General features: G+C 56.3%; 2 rRNA genes. Both read right to left on the bottom strand.

The window, feature by feature from the left end:
• Positions 1 to 102: ribosomal RNA gene (rrf, locus tag BIU82_RS16990) — 5S ribosomal RNA — on the bottom strand; the annotation flags it as partial.
• A gap of 176 nt (positions 103 to 278) precedes the next feature.
• Positions 279 to 515 (bottom strand): 23S ribosomal RNA (locus tag BIU82_RS16985); the annotation flags it as partial.

Here is a 515-nt window from a genome sequence, read left to right as displayed (position 1 = left end):
ACTCTCCCACACCCTCCCGGGTGCAGTACCATCGGCGCTGTGGGTCTTAGCTTCCGGGTTCGGAATGGGACCGGGCGTTTCCCCCACGCTATGACCGCCGTAACCCTTGTACCCGTCCCCGTGTGTGGGGTGGGAAGTCTTTGTGGTTACCAGGTGCTTGCTGGTTCTGTATTTTGTTGTGTTGGTTCCCTGACGGTTTGGTGCCGTGGTGTTGTTGGTTGGGAACCACATAGTGGACGCGGAGCATTTGATCGTTCACCACTTTTTGGGGGTGGTGTGTGGTGTAAGTTGTTGGCCTATTAGTACCGGTCGGCTTCGACAGTCGTTGGTCCTGTCTTCCACGTCCGGCCTATCAACCCAGTGGTCTGGCTGGGGGCCTTCAACACCCGAGGGTGTTTGGAAATCTCATCTTGAAGCGAGCTTCCCGCTTAGATGCTTTCAGCGGTTATCCCATCCGAACGTAGCTAATCAGCGGTGCACTTGGCAGTACAACTGACACACCAGAGGTTCGTCCG

The organism is Arthrobacter sp. SW1 (assembly GCF_001766675.1).
Taxonomy (GTDB): Bacteria; Actinomycetota; Actinomycetes; order Actinomycetales; family Micrococcaceae; genus Arthrobacter.
This window is presented reverse-complemented; position numbering and strand designations above follow the sequence as displayed.